19 protein-coding genes are annotated in these 26,059 nt (G+C 43.5%); 13 read left to right on the top strand and 6 right to left on the bottom strand.

What is annotated here, in order from left to right; all coding sequences use genetic code 11:
* Nucleotides 1-289 precede the first annotated feature (289 nt).
* A complete protein-coding gene (locus P5V12_RS01220; protein ID WP_316955414.1) occupies nucleotides 290-952 on the top strand; it encodes a hypothetical protein in 663 nt (220 codons plus the stop codon).
* 56 nt (nucleotides 953-1,008) lie between these two features.
* Here P5V12_RS01220 and P5V12_RS01215 read toward each other — a convergent pair whose 3' ends face one another.
* The 3 genes from P5V12_RS01215 to P5V12_RS01205 are packed head-to-tail and all read right to left on the bottom strand — an operon-like array spanning nucleotide 1,009 to nucleotide 5,082.
* Nucleotides 1,009-2,967, bottom strand: coding sequence for an alpha/beta hydrolase family protein (locus P5V12_RS01215; RefSeq protein ID WP_316955413.1), 1,959 nt, complete (start codon nucleotides 2,965-2,967; stop codon nucleotides 1,009-1,011).
* Nucleotides 2,968-2,979: 12 nt separating this feature from the next.
* Nucleotides 2,980-3,873: an ROK family protein gene (locus P5V12_RS01210; protein ID WP_316955412.1), complete on the bottom strand. Its 894-nt coding sequence runs from the start codon at nucleotides 3,871-3,873 to the stop codon at nucleotides 2,980-2,982.
* 54 nt (nucleotides 3,874-3,927) lie between these two features.
* On the bottom strand, nucleotides 3,928-5,082 hold the full coding sequence (locus P5V12_RS01205; RefSeq protein WP_316955411.1) for a hypothetical protein: 1,155 nt from the start codon (nucleotides 5,080-5,082) through the stop codon (nucleotides 3,928-3,930).
* Nucleotides 5,083-5,228: 146 nt separating this feature from the next.
* Between P5V12_RS01205 and imuA the strand changes: the two genes are divergently transcribed.
* Genes imuA through P5V12_RS01190 form a run of 3 tightly spaced genes read left to right on the top strand, consistent with a single transcriptional unit; the run spans nucleotide 5,229 to nucleotide 10,703 of the window.
* Complete coding sequence (imuA, locus tag P5V12_RS01200; protein WP_316955410.1) at nucleotides 5,229-6,038, top strand: translesion DNA synthesis-associated protein ImuA; 810 nt, start codon at nucleotides 5,229-5,231, stop codon at nucleotides 6,036-6,038.
* Nucleotides 6,031-7,554 carry a DNA polymerase Y family protein gene (locus P5V12_RS01195; RefSeq protein ID WP_316955409.1) on the top strand — a complete coding sequence of 508 codons (1,524 nt, stop codon included), beginning with the start codon at nucleotides 6,031-6,033 and terminating at the stop codon, nucleotides 7,552-7,554. The genes imuA and P5V12_RS01195 overlap by 8 nt, the downstream gene beginning before the upstream one ends.
* A 14-nt stretch (nucleotides 7,555-7,568) precedes the next feature.
* Entirely contained in the window at nucleotides 7,569-10,703 is a 3,135-nt protein-coding gene (locus tag P5V12_RS01190) for an error-prone DNA polymerase (RefSeq protein WP_316955408.1), read from the top strand.
* 20 nt (nucleotides 10,704-10,723) lie between these two features.
* Here the strand turns inward: P5V12_RS01190 and P5V12_RS01185 are convergent, their stop codons facing one another.
* Complete coding sequence (locus P5V12_RS01185) at nucleotides 10,724-10,909, bottom strand: hypothetical protein (RefSeq protein ID WP_316955407.1); 186 nt, start codon at nucleotides 10,907-10,909, stop codon at nucleotides 10,724-10,726.
* A 188-nt stretch (nucleotides 10,910-11,097) separates the two neighbouring features.
* On the opposite strand from P5V12_RS01185, the gene P5V12_RS01180 reads away from it, so the two are divergent.
* The 4 genes from P5V12_RS01180 to P5V12_RS01165 all read left to right on the top strand — a co-directional run bounded on the left by P5V12_RS01180 (nucleotide 11,098) and on the right by P5V12_RS01165 (nucleotide 15,410).
* Nucleotides 11,098-11,784, top strand: a complete 687-nt coding sequence (locus P5V12_RS01180; RefSeq protein WP_316955406.1) for an ABC transporter ATP-binding protein — start codon at nucleotides 11,098-11,100, stop codon at nucleotides 11,782-11,784.
* A 95-nt stretch (nucleotides 11,785-11,879) separates the two neighbouring features.
* The gene (locus tag P5V12_RS01175; protein ID WP_316955405.1) at nucleotides 11,880-13,040 is read left to right on the top strand and encodes an ABC transporter permease; all 1,161 of its coding nucleotides are present in this window, start codon (nucleotides 11,880-11,882) and stop codon (nucleotides 13,038-13,040) included.
* A gap of 2 nt (nucleotides 13,041-13,042) precedes the next feature.
* Nucleotides 13,043-14,299 (top strand): ABC transporter permease, encoded by a 1,257-nt coding sequence (locus P5V12_RS01170; RefSeq protein WP_316955404.1) that lies wholly within the window; start codon nucleotides 13,043-13,045, stop codon nucleotides 14,297-14,299.
* Nucleotides 14,300-14,333: 34 nt separating this feature from the next.
* Nucleotides 14,334-15,410: an efflux RND transporter periplasmic adaptor subunit gene (locus P5V12_RS01165; RefSeq protein WP_316955403.1), complete on the top strand. Its 1,077-nt coding sequence runs from the start codon at nucleotides 14,334-14,336 to the stop codon at nucleotides 15,408-15,410.
* 134 nt (nucleotides 15,411-15,544) lie between these two features.
* On the opposite strand, the gene glk is transcribed toward P5V12_RS01165, so the two are convergent.
* Nucleotides 15,545-16,522 (bottom strand): glucokinase, encoded by a 978-nt coding sequence (gene glk / locus P5V12_RS01160; RefSeq protein WP_316955402.1) that lies wholly within the window; start codon nucleotides 16,520-16,522, stop codon nucleotides 15,545-15,547.
* 183 nt (nucleotides 16,523-16,705) lie between these two features.
* On the opposite strand from glk, the gene pdsR reads away from it, so the two are divergent.
* Nucleotides 16,706-17,407, top strand: a complete 702-nt coding sequence (pdsR, locus tag P5V12_RS01155) for a proteobacterial dedicated sortase system response regulator (protein WP_316955401.1) — start codon at nucleotides 16,706-16,708, stop codon at nucleotides 17,405-17,407.
* A gap of 9 nt (nucleotides 17,408-17,416) precedes the next feature.
* Nucleotides 17,417-19,465, top strand: coding sequence for a proteobacterial dedicated sortase system histidine kinase (pdsS, locus tag P5V12_RS01150; RefSeq protein WP_316955400.1), 2,049 nt, complete (start codon nucleotides 17,417-17,419; stop codon nucleotides 19,463-19,465).
* A gap of 166 nt (nucleotides 19,466-19,631) precedes the next feature.
* On the opposite strand, the gene P5V12_RS01145 is transcribed toward pdsS, so the two are convergent.
* On the bottom strand, nucleotides 19,632-22,481 hold the full coding sequence (locus P5V12_RS01145) for a TonB-dependent receptor (RefSeq protein ID WP_316955399.1): 2,850 nt from the start codon (nucleotides 22,479-22,481) through the stop codon (nucleotides 19,632-19,634).
* Between the two features lie 290 nt (nucleotides 22,482-22,771).
* Between P5V12_RS01145 and P5V12_RS01140 the strand changes: the two genes are divergently transcribed.
* The 3 genes from P5V12_RS01140 to P5V12_RS01130 are packed head-to-tail and all read left to right on the top strand — an operon-like array spanning nucleotide 22,772 to nucleotide 26,031.
* A complete protein-coding gene (locus P5V12_RS01140; protein ID WP_316955398.1) occupies nucleotides 22,772-24,163 on the top strand; it encodes an FGGY family carbohydrate kinase in 1,392 nt (463 codons plus the stop codon).
* Nucleotides 24,160-24,885, top strand: coding sequence for a glycerophosphodiester phosphodiesterase family protein (locus tag P5V12_RS01135; protein WP_316955397.1), 726 nt, complete (start codon nucleotides 24,160-24,162; stop codon nucleotides 24,883-24,885). Before P5V12_RS01140 ends, P5V12_RS01135 begins: the two co-directional genes overlap by 4 nt.
* Nucleotides 24,886-24,891: 6 nt before the next feature.
* A complete protein-coding gene (locus tag P5V12_RS01130; protein WP_316955396.1) occupies nucleotides 24,892-26,031 on the top strand; it encodes an FAD-dependent oxidoreductase in 1,140 nt (379 codons plus the stop codon).
* The last annotated feature ends 28 nt before the right edge of the window (nucleotides 26,032-26,059 follow it).

Here is a 26,059-nt window from a genome sequence, read left to right as displayed (position 1 = left end):
AATTTAAAAAAATATTTTACTCAAAGCATGAATTTCGTCTCCATTTGCTATTCGGCATCAAACACATTTCACATTTAGAACAAAAAAAATATTACGCCAAAAAAATTACATCCATCGAAAATTTTTATTACCAAAAGGCCTTTAAAAAATAGGACTTTAATCCATATCAAATTTTATTTTTTCATTTTTGATTTAATTCTCAACCGTAACGTTACGTATACAAAAGTGCACTTATTAACGCGGCGATTTTTTTTCGCACCAACATCATTTAAATCATGGAGTGTGCACAATGAAAAAAACGAATTTACTAACAATATTTACGCTGTTCTTTTTTATCTCATTCACTCAGGCATCGGAGATACAAAACACTCATACATTAAGCCGTAGCGCCAAAAACATTGAAGTGACGTTTTCATACAGCAATCAGGAAAATCAATGCTACGCAAATTTACACAACGGAGACTGGACCCAGGAGTGGATAGCACCAGCAGTTATTACTCAAGATACAATTGGAATTTACAGCGCGAAAACGACTACACCGGATTACGCGCTAAATATAAATAAAGTTTTGATCATTCAATGCGGCGAAACAGTACAAAAACATAAAATACCTCAACCACCAACAATTAATTTAAACACCCTACTAACAAGTAAACACACATTATTATTCGATGCAGAGGCATTTATTGAGAACCATGAAGAAAATGGAAAATGCTGGACAAACAACAATCCGGCTTCATTCGACTTATTGAATCTACAAGAATCAACAGAAGTATATTTTTATAGCAACTATTTTCATCTAACCCAAAGCATTACAGAACCGGTATACAGCATACGCGCAGCCATTTTCTGTCAAAACAGCGGAGGAATTACAACACGAGGTCAAGTGTGGGGAGTTGCACCAGGCGAAAACACCTGGCGCTTATTTGAAGATATAACAAGCTACCAATAACCGTCTTCTATACGCTTAACGCGTCTTAATGGCCGAAATTGATTTTCGGCCTTTTTTTACAGATTATCTCGCAGAAATACTTCCAAGCTTTCCAACACAACTTTTCGGGAAGCCGCTTTATTTAGGTAATGACCGTCATCCTTAATCTTTACATAGGACACGTTTTTATCTCCGCGTTTCAGAGCAGAATGCATTTCTTTTGATTGATCGACATTAACCACTTCATCATCTTCCGCATGAATCAACAACACAGGGATACTTGCTTTATCAGCTAAATTTGCGGGTGAAATCAACTTCAAATCATTTTTTGATACTTTTCCGTTGGAGATTAAATCTTGCCAATATGAGAGAGCCCAATGATACTTTCCATAATCCGCTTTAACTTCATTTAGCATTTTAGGAATGTCACTCAGTCCGTTAATAGAGGCTGCACACTGATAAACGTCTGGTGTTATTGTTGCTCCAGCAAGAGCAGCGTAACCGCCGTAACTTGCGCCAACGATACAGACTCGGGATTTATCGATATACCCTTTACCTGCGAGATAATTAACTGCATCGGTTAAATCATCCTGCATTTTTTTACCCCATTCGCCCTCTCCCGCAACTTCGTGACTTATCCCAAACCCCAGAGAACCTCTAAATTGTGGTTGAATCACCAGATATCCACGGCTGGCAATAAACTGAGCAAGCCAATCAAAACCAATTGCATCATAAGCACGCGGACCACCATGGGGCAGCATAACAGCAGGCAATTTATTCAGCTTTCCATTGGCGCTGGCAGGAATCGTCAGCAATGTGGGAATCGTTAATCCATCCCTGGCCTTGAAAGAAAACTTAGTCACAAATTGGATTTTATCCCCAGGAATTTGTGGTCGCCCGCTCGCCAGATGGGTTGGCGCGGATTTACCCGCAGAATAGACAAAATAGTCTCCCGATGATTGAGGCCCTTCAAGTTTCACAACAATGTGTTTCCAATCAGGAGACCAGCTTTCGATATTCACACGATAACCAGGATTATCCCCAATAATCTTGTCCACTCTGGCCTGTAAGGCTTGATCATAAAAACGATAACTTGGATAAAATCCAGAATAAACAATGCCATATACGATCCGATTGGTGTCCACCAAAAGTCTTTCAATATCTGCATCGTCCCTGGCAAAAACCTTCTCACCGATCTTGCCGGTTTGTAACGACATTTCAAAGTAAGATTTACGTTCTCCTTCCCCCTGAGCCTGCCACACAATCAGAGATTTTCCATCGGGTGTAACACCAGCAGCATTCACTCTTCTTCTTGGCGATTCGTATTCCAGAATGGCTCGCCATTGGCTACCTTCCCGAATCAGTATTTCATGCTTATTGGTGTAATTATTGTAGTCTTCTCGTGCAAGTATATTTCCCTGACCATCAATAAAGTAATCAATCGAACTATCCCTTCCCCGCGAGTGAACTTTAGGTGCCTTATCCTTGGTAAGGTTGATTTTTAAAAGTGAATATTTTGGTGTTTTATCCAAATCGTTGTCTTTAACATATGCCGGCATGTACACATATTTGCCATCATCAGAAACACCAACAACCTCTCCCAACCCGGTTTGTACTGCTATCACCTTGCCTGGCACCAATAACTGACGCACTTTCCCACTTTTTATATCAAATAGATAAGCCGTACTAATATTATGCTCACCAATATAGCCACCAACCCTTCGGCGCTCGGTGCCAACCAGCACAATATTCTTCTCATTTAAAAAATAAGCGGTATCAGCGTTAACCGATGACACATCTAACCCAGCAATAAGTTTATTTTCAGCGAGGGAAACAACAATGTAAGTATCTTTTCCTTCTGCTGTTTTTCGATAAGCAAGCAAGTTACCACTTGGCGATATCGAAACCATTCGAACTTCGGGTAATTTTGCATAAGCATCCACCGGCAAGGATGCAAAAGAAGATGATAAAAAAGAAGACACCCCAAGAAAAACAAATAACGTACTTATCTTTAGTCCTACTGTCCTTAAATTCATTTAAACCCCACTTCACTTAGTATCAACATTATTCTTTAATTTATATTCCGCTAACTTTAGCGCTCCATAGATGCCTGCCTGTTCTTTTAACCCCGGCAACACAATATATTGATCAATCCCCAAAGATAACCGATCGTGTTTAATGTATCCCCCCATATAGGTTAAAAAAGCTTTTCTTACCTGTTCAATAATACCCGGCCGCAGGCTTATACTTCCCCCGAGAACAATCATTTCAGGTGAATAACAAAAGGTATAGTTAATCAACGCCTTAGCGATATAGTCACTTTCTATTTGCCAGGCAATATGGTCGTCCTCCAGATTTTCACCTCGATCATGCCAATGCGCTTCAATAGCTGGCCCAGAGGCCAAGCCTTCAAAACACCGGTCACCGTGAAAAGGACAGCTACCAGAGAAAGTGTCTTGCTCGTGCTTAACAAGAAAAACATGTCCCATTTCAGTATGAACAAGGCCGTGAACAAGCTGGCCATTGACCATGGCTCCGCCACCAATTCCCGTGCCTATGGTGATATAAATAAAATTTTCCACTCCTTGCGCCGCACCAGACGCAAACTCACCAACCGCAGCGGCATTTACGTCGGTATCAAACGCAATCGGCACCTGATATCGCTGTCGAAAAGGACCAACAAAGTCTGTATTGCTCCACCCCGCTTTTGGCGTATCGGTAATATAACCATATGAAGTTGATTCTGAATTTAAATCAACCGGACCAAACGAACCAATACCAATGGCCCTCAAGTCTTTACTGTAGTTATCAAAAAAACCGAAGCATTTGGACAAGGTTTCGCCCGGCGTCGTGGTCGGGAAACAGACAATCGTCAGGTCATTCAAACATGTGCCTACAGCACAAACAAATTTGGTTCCACCGGCTTCGATAGCACCGTACATTCATTCCCCCTAAAGCTAATCACATTAATAATACGAATGTCCGATCTCGAATATTTACTTCTGATATTCAAAGACATATCTCCCTGTACTCAGTCTATCAACACCTTCCAAATGTAGAGGACTTCTCTTCACAACTTCATTTCCTGGATATATAAAAAAATCATCTCCAGACCAAAGCACAGAGTACTTTTGATTCAATTCAAAATAACATAGATTCATATTGGACACCTCATCAGAAAATGCCTTTTCCAATGCATAACTCTTTCCACATTTTGCTTGTTTTCTTATAGTATCCTCGCCAAATACATCTGCAACAACATATGTCACCAAGTCAAAACCTTCCATAATATATTCTTCAACAATATCCTGAGTCCATTCACCCCGATATACTGGCTCATCTAGATAAGCATAGGCAGAACTATTCACCCATTGTTTTTTTTGTCGATGCTCTCGACGAAGTTCAGCTTTTTCTGAGAAGCTGGCATCACGCATACTATGCTTAAACCTTTCCTCTATTCTGGCAAAATCTCTTTCGGTATATTTTTTTGTTCTCTGAACTCGATCAAGTAAACTCCTTGGCGATTGATACTGTATATGAAACATCTCCACTCTAGACGCTCTTCTTTCTCCCTGACCTCTTCGAACAGACTCTTTAGGAATAACGTTAACAGCTGCAACAACATTAATCACATCCAGGTCATTACTAAACATATAATCAAGGTTAATAATAACTCTTTGTAGTTTATCTTTTCGTTGATAATATTTTCGACTATTAATATTTTCCTTTTTATCAATATTTTCAATCCCCTTAATCTCAACGTGTTTTACTTCACGCATTCTCGATTCAAGCGATTCAAAAACCTTTTGCTTAAACTTATCATCTAGCAAAAAATTAAATTCGCTATATGACTTGTAGTAGTCGTACATTACCAAAGGAGCCAAAGGTATACCGATAAGCGCGAGAGAGGTCATACCAACAGGATTCGGAAGTATTATTCGATGCTGTCGAGCAACTCTATCTTCAATAAGAATGGTTGTTAACTCTACATAGGCCTTCCCATTAGAAGATTTCTTCAAGTATTGCTGCTGAACACAACCGGACAGACATAAAATCAGAGCAAGAAAAGTCAATAGCTTAAGAAACATCACATCATCCTTAATAGATTGTTTTTTATACGAAAGACGCAAGATATAGATAATTCTATTCACGCCACTTCAGCGCCAGCGTGGAAACCACCAAAGCCGAAAATTCTATCCCAATGTACCAAAATACCATTTTAGTATAAACATCTACTTGAAATTCCCCTCAACCCAATATACTGTATATAAAAACAGTATAGATTTATTGATGTTGTATGACCTCCCCTCCCTCGTCCTGCCCCCCAAACAGACCTCCAGGCAAAAACCTGGAGGATCTGTTACTCCGCAAAGACATATGGCGGGGTTACAATCAAAAAACCGAGCCTCAGGCTGCGCTCAGCAGTGGCCATGAAGAACTCGATAATGTACTGATTCATGGCGGCTGGCCGGAAGGGTGTTTGATCGAACTCTGCTCCGAAAACGGTTTATGTTCCGCCGAATGGCAATTGCTGACGCCAGCGATCACAACATTACTGGCGCAGGAAAACGGATATATCCTATTACTCAATCCTCCGGCATTGCCTTTTGCCAACAGGCTATTACAACAAGGTATCGATATTAATCGGGTACTCATTGTTACCCCCCAGAACAAACAGGAATTTATTTTTTGTTTTACTGAACTGGCCGCGACAAAAGATTGCCAGCTTTTATTATCCTGGGCACCTAAACAATCATTATCGTATAGCGAACTACGTAAATGTCAGCTCGCTACGGCACGTGCCAATCAATTATTTTTCCTCATTCGGCAGCGACACACTATTAGCCAAAGCTCCCCAGCCAGTTTACGAATCAAAATTCAATTATTGGAGACTCAGATACAATTAAATATTTTGAAACAAAAAGGACAATTACGACAAAAACAAACTAAAATCGCCTTGCCTGATTATTGGCATAAATACTCGGCACACAACCAATTTCAGTCGGTTGATCAAAGCCACTCACCATTTAAAAATGCAATTAAAACAGGTATTCCAACATCAAACGTCTTTCATTTTCCATTAGAACCCCGACAAACTCATGGATAAAGTCAGAACGATCAGAAACAAAATCTGGCTGGCTTTACGTTTTCAGGCTTTACCACTAGAAGCCTTAGCGGTTCACGAAACAGATATCGCCACGGTAGTGGAAAATAAACGAGTGATCTATGCCTCAAATTCAGCGCAGGATTGTGGTGTCAGGCTTAATATACGACAGGGTACTGCCCAGGCGTTAACAGGAGCATTAAGTTATGAACGGGATGCTCAAGCAGAAAAAAGACTGATCGATAACCTGATGGAAAAGCTATATCAGTTCACACCTTATATAGAGCATTATCAAATTCACAATACCATAGATGTCGGAATCATTCTTGAGCTCTCTGGCAGCGTATCACTGTTTGGCGGACTCCTCCCGATAATTAAGCAAATAAAAACCCTATTACTGGATATGGCACTCTCCACCTGTTTCGGGCTGGCTCACACTAAACTTGGAGCCTGGCTGCTAACCTATGATCCCGATTCAACAAGGATTACACAGGAAAATCAGGACATTCAAAGTTTTATCCAGCAACTTGCTCAATTGCCAACAAGCGTATTACGAGAGTACCCCGACACAGTCAATGCATTACAGAAAATTGGTTTTAAATACCTGAACGACATACTGCAACAGGTTGAGCAACAAGGCCTGGCTTGCTTACGTGATCGTTTCGGACATCACTTCAGTCAGTATATTGCTGAGATATTTGGTATCGACAGTCAGATAAAACAAACGGCCTTGTTCGAGACACCGGTTCAGATTTACCATCCCGAAGAATATTTCATAGAGGATATTCAATTCGATTACCCTGTGAGTAATCATAACCAGCTCGAACAACCTATGTTGTTTTTGCTGGAAAGACTCAGTGATTACCTGCAAAAAAGGCAGCATCAGTGCCAGGAAATAACATGGTGCCTGTCTGACATTTATCATAACCAACAGCAAATTACTGTCCGATTCGATCAGAACCACAGTCAATTAAACGTTTTATATGAATTAAGTCGAATAAAACTGGAATCGGTTGCGCTTAATTTTGAAGTAGACACACTGGAATTAATTTGCCAGAAAACACAACCCCAAAAAGGAGATAGTCAGTTACTGGAATTTAAACAGGGGAATGTTTCTCTAACTCATCAGTTTGAAATCACCTTAGCCAAACTAAAAGCCAGAATCGGGGAGGAAAACATACGGCAAGTTCAGCATATCGATTCCCATGTACCGGAACAAAGCAGCATATTGGTTGAATACAGCCAGGTAAAAAAAAACCTCCCTATTCACCCTCAAATTACTGGCGACAAACCCGATTGGTTGTTTGGTTCCCCGTACAAGATCAGCCATCGACATCAAACTCTTTATTGGCAAGGAGAGATTGAGCTGTTACAAGGCCCAGAGAGAATTCAAGGACAATGGTGGGACACACCTATTGCACGGGATTATTTTATTGCCAAAAGATCAGACAATGTACGGCTATGGATATTTAAAGACCTTCACAGCCAAAACTGGTTTGTTCATGGTTTCTTCAGTTGATGGAATAACTTTTTATGCCTTTTGCTCAACTGTTCTGCCTAACCAATTATTCCTTTTTACGAGGCGCCTCCCACGCATCAGAGCTGGTCGAGCGCGCATATGACTTAGGCTATTCTGCTCTGGCCATCACCGATGAATGCTCCCTGGCCGGCGCGGTAAAAGCCTATATTACTGCGAAAGAGTTGGATTTTCCGATTATTATCGGCAGTGAGTTTTATTTATCCAACCATTGCCATATTGTTGTTCTCGCACCGAATAAAACTGCCTATGCAGAACTATCGGGCTTTATCACGCTAGCCAGGCGTCGATCAGAAAAAGGAAAATACGAGGCACACCTGCCAGACCTCCGATTTCGATTACAAAACTGCCTGATTATATGGTTACCCCAAAATCAGATAGACCATACAGGCAAGCTCAACAACGATCAGATTGCCAAATATGCCAAAGAGTTGTCCCTGGGTTTTAAGCATCGATTATGGATCGGTATTCGCCATCAACTGCAGCCTGCCGAATTAAAACACTATGATTATTGGCAGAAATTGGGCAAACAATACAATATTCCTCTTGTGGCATGCCCGGAAATATTAATGCATGATAAAAATCGAAAGCCCCTACAAGACACCTTAACTGCAATCAAAAATAACACCAGCGTTGAACAGCTGGGTCAAACATTATCACTCAATGCAGAGAGCTATTTAAAAAGCCAGGAAGAGTTACTCACGCTCTACCCACTTGAATTACTGGAAGAAACTCAACGCATCGCCGACCTGTGCAGTTTTTCAATGGATGAGTTGCGTTATCACTACCCGGAGGAATTAGTTCCCGAGCATATTACTCCCATCCAACACTTAACCAACCTGGTCAATCAAGGAAAGCAACAGCGCTGGCCAGAAGGTGTACCAGAAAAAATTCAGGCGATTATTGATAAAGAATTACAGCTGATACTGGAAATGCAGTATGAGTATTACTTTCTTACAGTACACGATATTGTCCAGTTCGCCCGAAAGGAAAATATTCTCTGTCAGGGGCGAGGCTCGGCGGCAAATTCAGTTATTTGTTATTGCCTGGATATCACCGAAATACGCCCTGGGCAAATCAATGTGTTATTCGAACGCTTCATTTCGAAAGAAAGAAATGAACCACCCGATATTGACGTGGATTTTGAACACTCGCGCAGAGAAGAAGTCGTTCAGTATATTTACCGGAAATATACCCGAGAGCGTGCCGCGTTAGCGGCTTCCGTAGTGACATACCGGCCCCGCAGTGCTATTCGCGATGTGGGCAAAGCCCTCGGGTTGGACCCTGGGTTAATTGATCACATTGCCAAATCACTTGCCTGGTGGGACAGAAAAGGTGATTTAAAAAAGCGTATTGCAGCAGCGGGATTAAACCCACAACAAAAACTCATGCTGCAGTTTTTCAGCCTGGTTCAGCAGATACAAGGGTTTCCTCGTCATTTATCACAGCACGTCGGTGGTTTTGTTATCACACAGAAAAAAATCTCTGACCTGGTGCCTATGGAAAATGCCAGCATGCCAGAGCGAACCATTATTCAGTGGGACAAAGAAGACCTCGAAGCGGTTGGCTTAATGAAAGTCGATATACTAGCCTTGGGAATGCTGACTGCATTACGCAAAGGTCTGCATTATGTTCACCAGTATGCTCCTCACATAACCGGGCTTAAGGACATCCCCCAGGAAGATAAAGCCACTTACAATATGTTAAGTGCAGGTGACAGTATCGGCGTTTTTCAAGTGGAGTCCCGCGCACAAATGTCGATGTTGCCAAGGCTCAGACCACAATGTTTTTATGATTTGGTTATCGAAATTGCCATTGTTCGCCCCGGACCAATTCAGGGAGACATGGTTCATCCATATTTACGTCGTCGAAATAAAGAAGAGCCCGTCACCTACCATAATGAAGAATTAGAAGACGTTTTATCTTCCACATTGGGTGTCCCTATATTTCAGGAGCAGGCTATTCGTCTGGCAATGGTGGCCGCAGGTTTTTCCGGCGGTGAAGCAGACCAACTTCGTCGGGCCATGGCAAGCTGGGGGAAAAACGGCAACCTGCTTAAATTTGAAGAAAAATTTATTCATGGCATGTTAAAAAAAGGTTACCCGCAGGAATTTGCCGACCGTTTATTTAATCAAATTAAAGGCTTTGGCGGTTATGGGTTTCCCGAATCCCATTCGGCCAGTTTTGCCTTACTTTGCTATGCCTCCTCATGGTTAAAGTGCCATCACCCCGCCGCCTTTTATTGTGCGCTACTCAATAGTCAGCCGATGGGTTTTTACTCGCCATCACAATTAATTCAGGATGCACGACGACACCATGTACAGGTTCTTCCTGTTGAAATAAATCAAAGTGATTATGAAAACAAACTTGAACAGCGCCCAGATACAGAGGGAACACAGGCGCAAGACTGGGCCATTCGACTCGGCTTTGAACGAATTAAAACCTTCAATCAACCAGCCGCATATCGTATTGTGGATAACCGACGCTCGCCCTATCAATCACTGGAAGAATTAGCACATAGGGCCAAACTTAATCATAGCGAAATGCAAATACTCGCATCCGCGGATGCCTTATGTCATTTGTCCGGCAACCGACATCAATCCCGCTGGCGTTCGGCAAATATAAAACCTTACACGCCCTTACTGCATGATGCCGAAGTAAATAATACTGATGAATTATTTACCATGCCGCCCAATCTCCAGGAAAATGTAATTAACGATTACGATATGTTAGGCGTGAGCTTGCGGCCACACCCAATGGCACTCTTAAGGCAGACATACCCGTTTACCCGCTGCCTGAAGCAACAGGATTTGTCTCAATTAGGCAATGGCCGTTTCGCCCGGGTCGCAGGTTTAGTCACCGGAAGACAACGTCCGGGAACGGCGAAGGGCACTGTATTTTTAACTCTGGAGGATGAAACAGGGAACATAAATATTGTGGTATGGAAGAACACACAAGATAAATACAGAAGAGAATTACTGACCAGTCAACTGCTGGTAGTGAAAGGCAGACTGGAAACTCGGGACAATGTCATCCACATCATTGCGGGACAGCTTGAAGATTATTCAGATCGTCTGCAAACTCTGGATAATCAAACCGAGTTTCGTCTTAAATCGCGAGATTTTCATTAATAATCGAAAACGCAAACCGATTAACGTAGCTCAACTTTCTCTTTGCCACATCGACAACATCGATAAATGGTTACCAGACGCCCCTGTTTCACATCAAACTGCTTTTCCCTGTTTACCTCCCATTTGTGAAACCCACTTCGACATAAGGTTTTACCTTTATGAGGGTCTTTTTTCTTGGGGCGTTTAAACTCAACCACTTCACCCATTCTTTACTCCAACACCGGCATACTCAAAACGCAAATTTGAAGGCTGTTTGCGCATGCAATAATATCACACCCCAAACGCCTCCCAAGACCCGAGATCGTACACATTTTGCGTCAAAAATACCCGAACAAGGACACATTCTCGGTGTACAATCAACGGATACGAATGAATAGATAACGAATACATCAGGATGATCAGTCTTAACGATATACACAAAAGTTATGGTAGTGGCGATCAAGAGCTGCATGTACTGAAGGGAATCAATCTGGAAATTGGCGAGGGTGAACTGGTTGCCATTATGGGTTCCTCCGGCTCAGGTAAATCAACACTACTTAATATACTGGGTTTACTCGACACCCATGATCGAGGCAACTACCGCTTAGCCGGTACGCTGATCTCCAACCTGAAAGAAAAACAAGCCGCCAAGCTCCGAAACCAATATCTTGGTTTTGTTTTCCAGTCCTTCAACTTGCTGCCCTTTAAAAACGCAATTGAAAATGTGGCTTTGCCGCTGTATTACCAAAATGTCAGCCGAAAAGAACGCAACAAACGAGCCTGCGAATACCTGGAAAAAGTTGGCCTCGGCGACCGAATGCAGCATATGCCCGGAGAATTGTCCGGTGGACAAAAACAACGCGTAGCCATCGCTCGCGCACTCATCACCAACCCCATGGTCATTCTTGCGGACGAACCGACAGGGGCGCTCGACAGCACCACCACCACAGAAGTAATGGATCTCTTTAAAGAGGTTCACGCTTCAGGCAAAACTATCATCATTATTACCCATGAACAGGAAATCGCGGAACAAACCCAAAGAAGGATCGAATTGAAAGACGGTTTAATCATTCACGATGAAACGGCGCTGACAAGCGGATGATTAACGTCGATTTCATACAAGAAATATATTTTACTGTTAGGCAAAATAAGCTGCGCACATTCCTGACAGCGTTCGGCGTTTTCTGGGGTATTCTCATGCTCATCCTTCTATTGGGGTCCGGTGCAGGACTGCAGCATGGTGTTGAAAAAAGCTACGGTGCGGATGCACGAAATGCAGTTACGGTTATTGCCAGACGAATTGGACAACCATACAAAGGCACGCCTCAAGGTAAAAAAGTCCAGTTTTATGAAAGTGATATTGCGGCGATAAAGGCAAACATTCCCGGTGTGGAATTTATTTCCGGTGAAAACTACACCGGCTCACGCTGGAACCGGGAAGTGTATATAACCCACAAAAATCGCTCTGTACGTTTCGGTGTGTATGGCGTAACAGAAGAATACTTTGAAATAAAACGCTATCAGGATTACGTCGCAGGTCGAAGGCTAAACCGTATAGATAATGATGAAGCGAGAAAAGTGGTGGTCATTGGAACCGCCATTGCCGATGCGCTTTTTCAAACTAGAGAACAGGCGATTGGCGAATACATTGTGATCAATGGTGTTTCTCTCAAAGTGGTTGGCGTCTTCTTCGATAAAGGCTGGAATGGCCGAATGTCCGAAAGATTGTATATCCCCTTTGGAACATTCCAGAACACCTTTGGCGAACACGGTATTATCGATCTGATTGCCGTCACACCGGAAGAAGGCATTGACCCATTCCGATTTGAAGAACAAATTGTCAGCTTATTAAAACGCCGCCATACAATTTCTCCGAACGATGAAAAAGCCATATTCGTTTGGAGTAACGCCCGGCAGGCTTATCAATTTAATCAACTGTTCACGGCGATATCCGCTTTTGTCTGGTTTGTCGGAATAGGAACCTTGATGGCAGGCATTGTTGGTATCAGCAATATCATGATCATTACTGTTAAGGACAGAACACGGGAGATAGGAATTCGCAAGGCCCTTGGCGCAACCCCGGCATCCATCACCTTAATGATCCTCAGTGAATCCGTCATTATTACCACCATTGCCGGTTACCTCGGCCTTGTGCTCGGCGTGTTTTTTTTAGAAAGTGCCAATCAGGCCATCGTTTCCAGCGGCGCACAACTTCCCTACTTTGAACGACCGGAAGTGGATTTCTCCACTGCCATTACCGCACTGGTATTACTCGTTAGCGCGGGAGCCCTGGCTGGCTTGGCACCGGCATTACGGGCAGCACAAATTCTGCCCATTGAAGCCATGAGGGAAGAATAATTATGCAAGTATTCGACCTGGATCTCTGGCAGGAAATTGTCGATACATTAAAGCGGCATAAATTACGTACAGCCTTAACCGCTTTCGGTGTTTTCTGGGGTATATTTATGCTGGTCACTTTAATGGGGGCTGGCAAAGGGCTAAAAAATGGTGCGGTCTCAAACTGGGGCAACCAACTAAATACTATTACGTTCTGGAAAGGCCGAGCGACCACCATTCCCTATATGGGGCTGGATACCGGCAGAGACATTATGCTTAAGCACTCTGACGTAGAATTTTTAGTAAAAAAAATTCCGGAAATTAAATATGTCGCTCCCTATATTGGGGCGGACAATATTTACGTCAGCTACAAAGGCAGAGCAGATTCCTATTCCATCAGCGGCTACCCACCGATAATCAGTAAAATTCAGGGCTTTGAACTGTTACAGGGGCGCTTCCTGAATGCTCTTGATGAAAAAGAAAAACGAAAAGTGGGTATTATTGGCCGTAAAGTTCGCGACACATTATTCCCAAATGGCGAAGACCCGATTGGAAAAGCGATAACCTACCGGGGAATGCAACTGACAGTTGTAGGGGTTTTTCAACCCTCAGCCAAAAACGAATGGCAACAGAGGGATTCATCAAAAATATTTGCGCCCTACGCAACATTAAAACAAGCATTAAATATTGCAGATAGAATCTATTCCCTGACGGTTGTACCTGTCGAAGGCGTTCACGCTTCTGTATTGGAAAAAAAGATCAAAAAAGCATTACTGGAAAAAAACCGGGTTCACCCCGACGACTGGAACACCATTGGTAGTTACAATTCGCAAAAGGATTTGGATCAAGTCAATGCGCTATTTGGTGGTATTCAGGCATTCAGTTGGGTCGTGGCTATAGGCACCATCATCGCAGGTGCCGTTGGTGTCGGCAATATTATGCTCATCGCGGTAAAAGAACGTACAAAAGAAATCGGTTTGCGCAAAGCGATTGGTGCCACACCGATGTCAATCGTCAGTATGATTGTTCAAGAATCCCTACTAATTACCTTTATATCGGGGTACTTCGGGTTATTTCTTGGCGTGATCCTTGTGGAGACTATTGCTAACGTGATGATGGCACAAGGTTCAAACAGCACCACTTTTGCTAACCCGGAGATTGATTTTGTCACAGCACTTACCGCTCTGGGCGTATTACTTTTAGCGGGCATGTTCGCAGCATGGCTTCCGGCACAGAAGGCAGCAAAAATAGACCCGGCAATTGCATTACAAGACCAATAAACGTATTTGATAAAGTATCGGAATTTAAACACCCATGAAAAAAGTCATTCTCAGTTTACTAGGAATAATATGTGTAATACTGTTCATTGGTACGATTGTATTTCTGTACAACAAATCCCAAGAACCGCCGGTGATATATCAAACAGCCTCGCCATTTGAAACCGACATAATCAAAAAGACCATTGCGACAGGCAGCATCACGCCACGAAAAGAAGTCGAAATCAAATCACAAGTATCCGGCATTGTGGAAAAAATCTATGTCGAAGCGGGCAATCCCATTGGCAATGGTGAAGTTATTGCCAAGATACGAATTATTCCTGATATCGAACGCCTGAATAATGCGGAGTCCTTACTGGAAACTGCACGCATTAATTTTGAAGATTCACAGAGAGAGAAAAAACGGCAAGAGCAACTCTTTGGAGAAAAGATCATTTCTGAAGTTGAATACAATAAATATTTGCTGGACTACAAACTCAAACAGGAAGCCCTGACATCTGCGGAAAGTAATCTGGCAATTGTGCGCGAAGGTGCATCAAAAAAATCCGGCAAAACATCCAACCTGGTCAGCGCAACACTGGATGGTTTGATTCTGGATATTCCGGTAAAAGAAGGCACATTCATTACAGAAACCAACAACTTTAACGCTGGCACCACCATTGCTTTTATCGCCAACATGCAGGATATGATTTTTGAAGGTCGGGTGGACGAATCGGAAGTTGGTAAGCTGCATGAAGGAATGCAATTATTACTCAATATTGGTGCAATCGAATCAGAACCGTTTACCGCCGAACTGGAGTATATATCACCAAAAGGCTACGACGACCAGGGCACCATTAAATTTCAAATACGTGCATCGGTGAATTTACAGGAAGGCACATTTATTCGAGCAGGTTTCAGTGCCAATGCCGATATCGTTCTTGATAAACGGGAAAACGTTCTGGCCCTGAATGAAGGACTACTCCAGTTTGATAATGGTCAGCCCTATGTGGAAGTTCAAGTTGGTGAGCAGAAGTTCGAACGCAGAGATATAAAATTGGGCATTTCTGATGGCATAAATATTGAAGTGCTTGATGGTATTACACTGCAGGATAAAATCAAAAAGCCAATGTAAAAAGAGGCCCCGTTAATTTCAACGTAAGAAGCCACCGACTATGCCGGTGGCTTTTTTTTGAGAACGCGATAAAGCGTGCTGAGTATACAACCATACATTGAGCTGAAATCTAGTTTTTTAAAAAAAGATAACTCCTAACTCTGCGTCACTTGTTTTAACCAGCCTGCAGCCCCCACAAAGGCCGTTTGCGGATGACCGATAATCTGCACAGGAATATCCGTCAAATAATCACTCATATTGCCTTTATCAGAAAAGCATTTAACAAAATCACTGGCCTGAACAAAATCCACAAAACGTGGAAGTATTCCTCCAGCAAGGTAAATTCCACCGCTGGCACCGTATGTTAACGCCAAGTTACCGGCAAAATTTCCCAGCCAACTGCAAAACATGGCGAAGGTTTCGTTACATAGCGGGTCTGCAGATTCATCATCCGCAACTGCACTGGACGTTATCTGTGCAGGAGAAATAGGATCAACAGCTACGCCTTTCACTTCCGCCAAGGCCCGATATAAATTCACCAACCCGGGGCCACATAAAAAAGTTTCCGCAGAAACATGACCATATAACGCCATACCCGCTTTAAGAACGTCACACTCCAGAGGCGTTGTTGGAGCAATATTCACATGCCCCCCTTCACAGGGAACCGGTTGCCATAACGCGCCTTGCTTCACTAAACCGGCCACCCCTAACCCGGTTCCCGGCCCCAAAGCCGCTTTCACACCATCAGGACAGGAAACACCCGGTTTGAGCGAAATTAAATCTTCATCAGTAAAACTTGGGCAGGCCATGGCAACGGCAAAAAAATCGTTGATTACCTCAAAAACTTTAAAGCCAAACCGACGACTGAAATCTTGCTTACTAAATCCCCAGTCCAAATTGGTGAATTCAATATAATCTCCCGAAACTGGACCGGCCACAGCAAAACATGCGTGATGAATATCAATCCCTTTTAGTGATTGTAAATAATGCTCAACAACATCTGCGAATGAAGAATAATTGTTGGTACTAAGTGTCTGGGCAGACTCAAAAACAAACCCGTGTTTATTTACGCCTGTAACCAGAGCAAAACGGGCATTCGTTCCGCCAATATCCGCAACTAAAGCAGGAAACACACTCACCCCCTCAAAGATGATAAATAACTGATTTAAAGATACCACAGATTCACCACTTCGGTAGTCGGGCGGAATCACTGGAAATTCATGAATAAGAGAATTACTCTATAGAACCTGTTCACGCTGTCCGAGTCAAACCAGAATGATCAGGCCAAAGCCTCATTAACAACACAAGGTACCCCTATGTCCCGCCAGATTGCTATTGTTGAAGACGAAGAAGCAATTGCACAAAACTACTGCGATGCCCTTCGCAGGCAAGGTTATAAGGTCAATCACTACCGCTCCCGGCCAGAAGCCAGTGAAGCATTTGCGACCAAACTACCGGATCTGGCAATTATTGACGTAGGTTTAGGGGATGAAATTGAGGGTGGATTTGAACTTTGCCGCGAACTGCGCACCCAAGCCCCGGAGCTTCCAATCATATTTTTGACAGCCCGGGACAGTGAATTCGATGTAGTTTCCGGTTTACGACTTGGCGCAGATGACTACCTGACAAAAGACATCAGTCAGCCCCATATGCTGGCAAGAATTACTGCTCTGTTTCGTCGTATTGATGCACTGCAATCACCGTCCACCAAAGAAACCGAGATCTCGCGGGGCAATTTAACCCTGAATATGGATCGGATGAATGCGCGCTGGAAGGAAAATCTAGTCGACCTTACCGTCACAGAACTCTGGATTGTGCATTCCCTGGCACAACATCCCGGCCATGTAAAAAATCGTCAACAACTCATGGACGCCGCCAATGTCGTGCTGGACGATAATACGATTACTTCTCATATAAAACGCATTCGCAAAAAGTTTAAAGAATTGGATGACAGTTTCGACTGTATTCAAACCGCATATGGCATGGGGTACCGATGGGTACTTGATCAGGAAAAATAATTTTCCCCTATGCGCCTGAAAAAGCAGTTGTTATTGGTCAGCCTGGTTACCCTGTCACTTCCCTGGGTAGGCTGCCAATATATTCAGGAAATGGACTCCGCACTGCGCAAAGGCCAAACCGATGCCCTGGTTGCCACCGCCAAAGCCGTGAGCGCCCGTATTGGTAATGACCCGCAACTGATTCAAACCATTGATGCCTATGCCACACCTGGCAGCACCCCCGTAGTCGCACACGCTCTTAATATAAAGCCAATTAAAGATGGTTATGCGGACGAGTGGATAACTGCCAACTACGATTTCCAACCGTTGCAAGAGGATATGGAAATCGTTGCCGGTATTTATCGTAATGAACTCTACTTATTTCTGCGGGTGACCACAGAAAACATTCACTACTACACACCCGCTTTATCTCGTCCAACCCTGGCAGACACGATTCAATTAAATCTGAATTCAAATACCGGGGACCAGCGTGATATTGCACTCTATGCCAGTGGAGAAGGACAGATTCATGCAGCGAGACAACTCTCTGCCAGCAATTTTGCTATAGAACACCAAATAAAAGGTTACTGGCTGGAATGGCAAAACGGTTTTCAAGTGGAATTGTCACTCCCATTATCCTGGGCACAGCAAGCGTTTACGATTCAATACAAACCAAGCCCCAAAAAATCAGCCAATGAGCAAGTTCAAACAGCTTTAGTACCTGCGACGCTAACGCCGTTAATTTATTTTTCTGACCCACTAGCCAAACAGCTGATGATTTTTCAGCGGCAAGGTGTGCGCCTGACACTGACAACACCGGAAAGCTGGATAATTGCTGCCGATGGGGATTTACAGGATCAGGCGACAGAAACTCTATCCAAACAGCATGGATTACTGCGCTGGATCTATAAATTAGCCTTAACCAGCGGCCACTATCCTGAACTCCCCCTGGTTAACAAAACAGGGAAAATAGACACCACAGAGTTCCAGCAAACCGTGCAGGGAGAACATAGCATTGGTTGGTACACCAAAGGCAATAAAGAAAGTGTCCGTGTTTCCTATCCAATCTATGCTGTTAACGAAACACCCAAACGCATCGTTGGAACATTGATAGCCGACCAAGGTTCGGACTCACTCACATCCATGACCAATTCGGCATTTAACCGATTACTGTTTTATTCGGTGATCGCTTCGTTGAGTGTGATTACAATTTTAATTTTCTATGCAAGCTGGCTGTCCTTTCGCATACAAAAACTCAGTGCCGCAGCCACCACAGCAATTTCTGACAGCGGCAAAATCAATGAAAATTTCCCGGTTTATTCCACTCAGGATGAAATTGGCGATTTATCCCGAGGATACGCCCAATTACTTGCCCGCTTGCAGGAATACACCAATTATTTACGAACCTTATCCAGTAAACTCTCGCACGAACTGCGGACACCTTTAGCGATAGTTCGTTCGTCGCTGGACAACCTGGAATACGAAAACATTCCCGACCAAGCCAGAACCTATGCAGAGCGGGCAAAAGAAGGCACCACCCGACTATCCAATATTCTCAATGCGATGAGCGCCGCCAGTCGGGTAGAACAGGCCATTGGTGCGGCTGAACAGGAAAATATTCCCTGCGACCAATTGCTGCAAAATTTAACCGAAGCGTACCGCGATGTGTATCAACACGTTATTTTCAGTTTAAATGTTCGCTCAGAACCGGAGAAACTTGTCGTCTGGGGTTCCGGGGAGTTGCTGGTACAAATGCTGGATAAACTGGTTGATAACGCTGCCGATTTTTGCCCGGAAAAAGGCAAGATTGAATTAGGATTGTATCGCCACAATAACGACGTGGTATTTACCGTTCACAACGAAGGTCCGCCGTTACCTAGCCACATGCATGGTCAGCTGTTTGATTCCATGGTTTCCGTGCGAGACAAAGATATTCCAGACAACGAAGGCCATCACCTGGGGTTGGGTTTATATATCGTAAGACTGATTTCCGATTTTCACCGGGGAGAAGTACAAGGCTATAACGTGCCGGATCATAGTGGCGTTATATTTGAGGTACGTATTCCGGCCAAAAGTTAATCATTAACCTTTTCGAAAAAAATAAGTTAAGAAGCAAAAATGTAATACCAAAGGAAAAAGAGGCCGACACATAATCGTGTGTCGACCCCTATCCACGAAGGATAGGACAAGGGGATTCTAAAAAAAGTTCGATCACATCCGTGTGATCAGGTGAGTTGGGATAAAACTAGAACTTCACGTTTGCACCAATCACAAAACGGCTCCCGTTTTTATACACTTTGGAGAAACGTTCTTCAGATTGATGGTATTTGTTGACCTCTTCATCAAGCAGGTTAACCGCTTCAAAGACCAGTTCAACATGCTCACCAAGGTTCACACTCACGCTGGCATCAAGTTGACCAAAATCATCGGTAAAAACTTCTGAGTTAAACGAACTAATGCCATCGTAATACTCAGAACGATAATTATAAGAAAGACGAGTACTGACAAAACTGTTCTCGTAGTAACCGGTCAGGTTATACATAAAGTTGGAATGACCGATAACCAAGCCAACACCAGAATCCGCCGCTGCGTCTCGTTCTTCGTTGTGATCAACATCAGAGATGGTCGCATTGGCTAACACACCAAAGTCACCAAATGATTGCTGATAACCAATTTCCAAACCTTCCGTTACATAGCCTTTACCATTCACTGGCGCGTTAAAGTCAATCATTACGTACTCGCTGGTTTCAGTATCGTAACGTTGCTCGGAAATAGTACCGTTGGTAGGCGCGCCGGTTATATCCTTATAGAAATAGGTCGCGGTCAAAGCGGAAGTGTCAGTAAAATACCATTCGTAAGAAATATCGAAGTTATTCGAATACGTTGGGTTGAGTTTCGGGTTACCTTTCGCACCGCCCAAAGTATTCACATTAAATGATTCTTGCGAAGCAATGGTAATGTAATCCGGACGGGACATAGTACGCGAAGCAGACAAACGGAAAATGGTGTCATCCGTCAAATCAAAACTGACGTTAACATTTGGCAATATCGAAGTATAAGTGTGATCCGTTGTCACTTGATGTGCAGTTACACGCTCGGCATTTGGATCGGTAGGGAAAGCGAAATCGACAAGCAAGTCGTATTCGCCTTGTAAAGCCAAAGTTGCAGCAAGCGGATCACCTTCGTGTACCCAACCGGTTGAGGCCACATCCGTTTTAACGTAACGCAAGCCCATGTCACCGCGGAAGCCTTCACCTTCAAATTCTGCCTTCAGGAAAAACGCATTGATTTTTTCGTTTACATCCCAGTTGCCAGACAGACGCTTATATGGGCGCACTCCGTAATCGTTCATCACACTGTTGCTAAACATAACCGAATCCATCCGATCGCCTTCCAGCAATGGATAATTATCAATCGTGTTAGTGCCCGTTACGCCATCAAGAAAATTACCTGGCGTGTAATTGCCATTGTGCAAATAACTATAGGTATTAATGAAACCACCGCCAGCTTGTTCCGCGCCAACCGCACCGTACATCCAACGTTCTTCACCAGGCAAAACATCAGTAAAATAGGAACCGCCCGCCGCGTGCTGATCGTCAGTCCACCAGTGGAAGCGGTAATCGTTTTGCGTTTGACCTTTGTCGTGATCGCGGTGATTAAAGCCCATTTTCAAACTGTTAATCGCGCCGAATTCCACATCGAATTCAATATCAGAACCAAAGTAGGTTTCTTCATCGGTCATCAGACGATCGGTTTTTTGCATCCACTCCAAATTACGATTCAAGATATCCTGATTAGTTTGAGCTCGGCCATCCGGCATAATCATGGTTGCCTGGAATGTTTCGCCACGACCATCAAAATCAACACGACTCAAATTTTGATTATATTGAAGGTAATTATCTTTACTGGTGCCACCACTGGCTTCCGTAGTACCCAGTTTGGCATTAATGCGATAGCTATCGCTTTCATAGGTTAAATCAAAATCCAACGCTTCCGTTTCTGTACCGGATTCACGATTAATCACCGCCATTTCTGAAACAAGGTTACAGCTGTTGCTGCCTTCATCACTTAAATTCGCATCGGAGCATGGGAGCATAGTACCCGCAACAACACTGTCACCTTCATATACAGCGGTATCGTGATCCAAAGCACCGTTACGGGTTAGCCAGACAACCAGGTTATGGTTAATGTTGTCAGCCTTTAACTCTGAATTAAGATAATTCAACGTCATATCCAATTTATCGTTTGGACGAAGCTGTAAGCTTAATAAGCCGGTCTCTCTTTCCCTTTCCTGATAAAAATACGCGTTACCCACGCTGCGCGGACGCCAGTAATCTTTACCGTTGATTTCTTCCGTTGTAAAACCTAAGGCTTCAATACCGTCACGAGTTAAGGTTCTATCCTGCTTGGTAAACGAAACCAATACGCCAAACACATCGTTCGGTGTTTTATAGGAATACATAGCTGAAAGCTGTGGATCCCATTCCTCAGACTTATCTGAATACTGACCTTGTGCCTGAATTGAAATAGTATTCGGGTCCAAATCCAGAGGCTTACGTGTACGTAAATATACGGTACCACCTAGTGAACCTTCTTGCACATCGGCTTGTGGACTTTTGTACACTTCCAAAGATGACACCACATTGGAAGGTAATAATGTGTAGTTAAATGCACGGGATGGATTATCCAAAACAAACCAGTCTGCTGAAGCAACTGCTGAACCATTTAGCAAGGTTCGGTTTTGAGATGGATCCGTACCCCTTACGGAAATTTTTTCACCTTCACCGAAGTCACGAGTAATAGAAACACCCGTCACCCGAGAAAGTGATTCGGCCACGTTTTTATCGGGGAATTTTCCGATATCTTCTGAAGTAACCGCATCAACAATTGAACTTGCATTACGTTTGGTATCCAGACTCTGTTGCAAAGAACCTCGAATACCTAAAACAAGAACCTCTTCTTCCAGCCCGCTTAAATCATTTGTATTTTCCTGAGCCACTGCACCAATACTCGCCATTGTCAGCGCGCTCAGAGACCCCGCTATCAACGTCATCCGATTAGCTGCGATAATCGCTTTTTTTAATCTGTTAGACACGTCGCCGTCCTCTTTAAATAGTTTTAAATAATTATATTTCGAGCATTTATTACAAATGCCTCATGTTTTACTACGCAAAGAAAAGGCGACTAACGACACATTTTTTAAAAAAATTAGAATTTTAAAAAAGTTAAATTAAGTGGCGTTTTGACATATACGAATTACTCTTTAACCTCCCGACAAATTTTTGTTTATTTTGCAAAAAACGAATTTTAACCAATCCTAATATAAGAAAAAGCACACCACACAGGAATATGTACATTCCATTCTCCTGACACTACACTTTATTTATGAAATCAAAAATACTCGCTATCGATATCGGCACCCACTCCGTTCGTTCGGCCATACTCTGCACCTCGGGCAAAGTACTAAACCTTGCCGGTCAATCAATAAAAGTGAACAACCTCGACAATGAAAGAATCGAACAGAATGGGGAGGAGATTCTAAACGCAGTAAACCATACCCTTTCAGCTGTTTTGACCGAGCCAATCCATACCCCCCAGATTGACCATGCAGCCATAGCAATACAACGCTCAACAGTGATTGCCTGGCACCCAGAAAATGGTAAAACGCTTTCACCAGCAATCAGTTGGCAGGACACACGCGGCCGCCAACAAGTAAACAGCCTTAAACACTGCGAAACAGAAATACATCGCCTATCCGGGCTGGTTTTATCCCCGCACTATGGCGCCAGTAAAATTCATTGGTTAAGGCAGCAACTTGCCGATCAGAAAAAGCTGTGTATTGGCCCTCTGATTAGCTACCTGCTTTTTCATCTACTGGAAAATGCTCCCTATCTATGCGATGAAAGTAATGCATCCCGAACCCAACTCTGGGATATACAGCAACGGCGTTGGAGTAAAACATTATGCGAATACTTTTCACTGTCGACCGAGGCGTTACCTTCGGTGTTGCCCACACATAGTCACTATGGTCAACTAAAAAACGGAAACATTCCTCTCAAGCTTGTGTGCGGTGATCAAAACGCTGCTTTTCTTGGGCTGACGAACTCTCGCCGCCCAATTGTTATTAACGCCGGCACTGGCGCATTTGTTCTCAGCAACCAACCCGCACCGCCAGGCACTGGCATACTCACCACCATCGCCCAGAGCACAAATGAATCCGTTGATTATTTAAGTGAAGCCTGCATTAATGGTTGCGCAGCGGCCATTACCTATTTTTGTCAACAATATGATCTGACACAGGATGAATTTTTTAACCACATTCCCTCTACACCCGACAATAAAAAACAGCTACCTATTTTTATAAACTGTGTTGGCGGGCTGGCATCACCCTGGTGGAAGGGCGCACACAAGAGCTTTTTTATTGATTCCGATTCAGACTCCATCCAGGAAAGATGTATCGCGGTTATTGAAAGCATCGCCTTTCTTATTAGTAAGAATATTCAATTTATTGAAACCGGTAACAAAGAGGGCAATTGGGATATTATTATCGGCGGCGGTGTCAGCCAGTCAAATTATCTCTGCCAAACAATTGCCAACCTGACTCAAAAAAAAGTTTATCGAACCGATGCAGTGGAGGCGACACTCATTGGTTTGGCCAAAGCCAGCGACAACGAAGATTTGCCACCAACCGCAAAGACTTTCTTCCGGCCATACACTAATATTGAATTACAATCCCGATATCACCAAGCAATCACAGTATACGAGACACTGACATGACACTATTGATTGTCGGACATAGAGGCTGGCCAGAGTATTACCCGGAAAATTCCTTACAAGGTATTCAACAAGCGATCGACTCAGGTATTGAAGCCGTCGAAATAGATGTGCAATTTTCTATTGATGCCATTCCAGTCGTTATTCACGACCCGAACCTGAAACGTACAGCAGAACAAGATGTGGGCGTGGCAACACTTACGTCAGAACAGTTGAAACTTTATAGTGCACATGAACCTGACCGCTTCCAACAAAAGTTTTATCCTACGCCGATTATCAGCCTGGAGTTTTTGCTCTCTAACCTTAAAGTAAATTCATCGTTTACACTTTTTATTGAAATTAAACAGGAGATTTTTGAACGCTTTACCTATTCAAAAGTCGTCGAAACTTTACGCCCACTACTGGAAAAAGTGCACTTTAATGCGACGCTCATCTCCTATGACGAAGTATTTCTCACTTACTGTAAGCAGCATTTAAACACCTTACCTTTGGGCTGGGTGTTAACACGCTATGATGATTCATCTCGAGATATAGCCGGACGGCTTATTCCCGACTGGCTGATTTGCAATGCAAATAAATGCATCCATTTACCCGCCCCACTCTGGTCAGGCAGCTGGCGCTGGATGATCTATGATATTACAGACCAGGCATTGGCCGGTCGCTGCCTGGAAAAAGGAACCAGTGCATTAGAATCCTGGGATTTCCAAACCCTAACAAACCAATAGCCACCTATGCCGAACAACTCGTCACATCAAGTTTACGACCTGGTCATCATTGGTGCCGGCATTCACGGCGCAGGAGTGGCGTTAGAAGCAAGTAAACAGGGCAAGACGGTTTTAGTGTTAGAGCAATATGGCAGCGCCGGAAATGGGACATCCAGCAAAAGCTCTAAGCTGATTCACGGAGGTTTAAGGTACCTTGAATCTGGACAAATCGGTTTAGTACGGGAATGCTTACAGGCACGAAGAAAACTACTGCAAGAGCATTCTGACCTCGTCAAAATGGTTCCGTTTTTTATTCCGGTTTATACCAACTCACATCGCCGTTCCTGGTGGATACATTCTGGGTTACTGGTGTACTCACTGCTAAGTAGTGTTGGCTTTTCACGTTTGGCGAAAAACAAATGGCATGAGCTTTCCGGCTTGCGTACTGAGCAACTGCAAACAGTGTTCTGCTACTACGATGCACAAACGGATGACAAAGCCCTTACGCAACGTATTATCCAACAAGCCCAAAGCCTTGGAGCAAAAATAGAATTCAATAATCAGTTAACCCGCGCCAAACAGGAAGATAACATCTGGTTGATTGAAAGCCTGCAAGCGGATGATCAAGTACGCTATTTTCAAGGAAGAATTCTTGTTAACGCCGCTGGGCCCTGGATTAATCAGACAGTCCAGAAAATTTGGCCAAAACCCGATGCCATTGATATTGAATTGGTACAGGGAACACATCTGGTATTAAATCGACAGGCTGACCCACATTGCTTTTATCTGGAATCCCCTATTGATGGTCGCGGTGTATTTTTACTTCCCTGGAAAGGACATACCCTTCTAGGTACAACAGAAGAACCGGTTTCCTGCACACCGGAAAACAGTCGGGCAACGGATAAAGAAATTCATTATTTACTGCAAACCTATAATCACTACTTTCCTCAAACTCCAATCGACAATTCGGATATTCTCGCCAACTTCTCCGGTTTACGGGTGTTGCCCCATACAGAGGGAACAGCCCACCACAGAACACGGGAAACACTGTTGCTTAGCCAGGCCTTCGCACCCGGCTGCGGTTATATTGGAATCTATGGTGGCAAGCTAACAAGCTTTGCAATAGAAGCCAAAAAGGTCATCAAACTTATTCAAAAATTAAGCTAGTACCTGTTCATACTCTTTTCATCCATAA

Origin of the sequence: Teredinibacter sp. KSP-S5-2 (genome assembly GCF_032773895.1) — a bacterium.
Lineage (GTDB): Bacteria > Pseudomonadota > Gammaproteobacteria > Pseudomonadales > Cellvibrionaceae.
The sequence above is the reverse complement of the archived record's forward strand: the minus strand, read 5'-3'. Positions and strand labels throughout refer to the sequence as shown.

What these genes read in the sequence shown, in the direction of transcription:
- P5V12_RS01220 (WP_316955414.1), top strand. Translation starts at nt 290, where the DNA reads ATGAAAAAAACGAATTTACTAACAATATTTACGCTGTTCTTTTTTATC.
- P5V12_RS01215 (WP_316955413.1), bottom strand. Translation starts at nt 2,967, where the DNA reads ATGAATTTAAGGACAGTAGGACTAAAGATAAGTACGTTATTTGTTTTT.
- P5V12_RS01210 (WP_316955412.1), bottom strand. Translation starts at nt 3,873, where the DNA reads ATGTACGGTGCTATCGAAGCCGGTGGAACCAAATTTGTTTGTGCTGTA.
- imuA (WP_316955410.1), top strand. Translation starts at nt 5,229, where the DNA reads ATGACCTCCCCTCCCTCGTCCTGCCCCCCAAACAGACCTCCAGGCAAA.
- P5V12_RS01195 (WP_316955409.1), top strand. Translation starts at nt 6,031, where the DNA reads ATGGATAAAGTCAGAACGATCAGAAACAAAATCTGGCTGGCTTTACGT.
- P5V12_RS01190 (WP_316955408.1), top strand. Translation starts at nt 7,569, where the DNA reads ATGCCTTTTGCTCAACTGTTCTGCCTAACCAATTATTCCTTTTTACGA.
- P5V12_RS01185 (WP_316955407.1), bottom strand. Translation starts at nt 10,909, where the DNA reads ATGGGTGAAGTGGTTGAGTTTAAACGCCCCAAGAAAAAAGACCCTCAT.
- P5V12_RS01180 (WP_316955406.1), top strand. Translation starts at nt 11,098, where the DNA reads ATGATCAGTCTTAACGATATACACAAAAGTTATGGTAGTGGCGATCAA.
- P5V12_RS01175 (WP_316955405.1), top strand. Translation starts at nt 11,880, where the DNA reads ATGCTCATCCTTCTATTGGGGTCCGGTGCAGGACTGCAGCATGGTGTT.
- P5V12_RS01170 (WP_316955404.1), top strand. Translation starts at nt 13,043, where the DNA reads ATGCAAGTATTCGACCTGGATCTCTGGCAGGAAATTGTCGATACATTA.
- P5V12_RS01165 (WP_316955403.1), top strand. Translation starts at nt 14,334, where the DNA reads ATGAAAAAAGTCATTCTCAGTTTACTAGGAATAATATGTGTAATACTG.
- pdsR (WP_316955401.1), top strand. Translation starts at nt 16,706, where the DNA reads ATGTCCCGCCAGATTGCTATTGTTGAAGACGAAGAAGCAATTGCACAA.
- pdsS (WP_316955400.1), top strand. Translation starts at nt 17,417, where the DNA reads ATGCGCCTGAAAAAGCAGTTGTTATTGGTCAGCCTGGTTACCCTGTCA.
- P5V12_RS01140 (WP_316955398.1), top strand. Translation starts at nt 22,772, where the DNA reads ATGAAATCAAAAATACTCGCTATCGATATCGGCACCCACTCCGTTCGT.
- P5V12_RS01135 (WP_316955397.1), top strand. Translation starts at nt 24,160, where the DNA reads ATGACACTATTGATTGTCGGACATAGAGGCTGGCCAGAGTATTACCCG.
- P5V12_RS01130 (WP_316955396.1), top strand. Translation starts at nt 24,892, where the DNA reads ATGCCGAACAACTCGTCACATCAAGTTTACGACCTGGTCATCATTGGT.